This window comes from Brevundimonas sp. P7753, assembly GCF_013386595.1.
Lineage (GTDB): Bacteria > Pseudomonadota > Alphaproteobacteria > Caulobacterales > Caulobacteraceae > Brevundimonas > Brevundimonas bullata.
The window spans coordinates 1-317 of the sequence record NZ_JACARP010000285.1 but is presented as its reverse complement, the minus strand read 5'-3'; the positions used below and the strand labels follow the sequence as shown (position 1 = coordinate 317).

The 317-nt window shown below is 60.6% G+C and carries 1 pseudogene; it reads right to left on the bottom strand.

The window, feature by feature from the left end:
• Positions 1-317: pseudogene (locus tag HX774_RS19605) on the bottom strand (hypothetical protein); the annotation flags it as partial.

Here is a 317-nt window from a genome sequence, read left to right as displayed (position 1 = left end):
GACATCAACAGCCCCATGCCGCCATTCGGGAAGAACCCGCCGTGGCTCCACAGGTTGCTCACCGAGGCCTGCGGGCCGCCGGTGCCGCTGAACAGCAGGTAGCAGCCGAGCACGATCATGCCGACAATCGCCACCACCTTGATGATCGCGAACCAGAACTCGGTCTCACCGAAGAACTTCACGTTGAGGGTGTTGATCAGGTTGACCAGCACAAAGAACACCACCGCACTGACCCAGGTCGGAATTTCCGGCCACCAGAACTGGATGTACTTGCCCACCGCTGTCAGCTCGGCCATGCCCACCAGCACGTAGAGTAC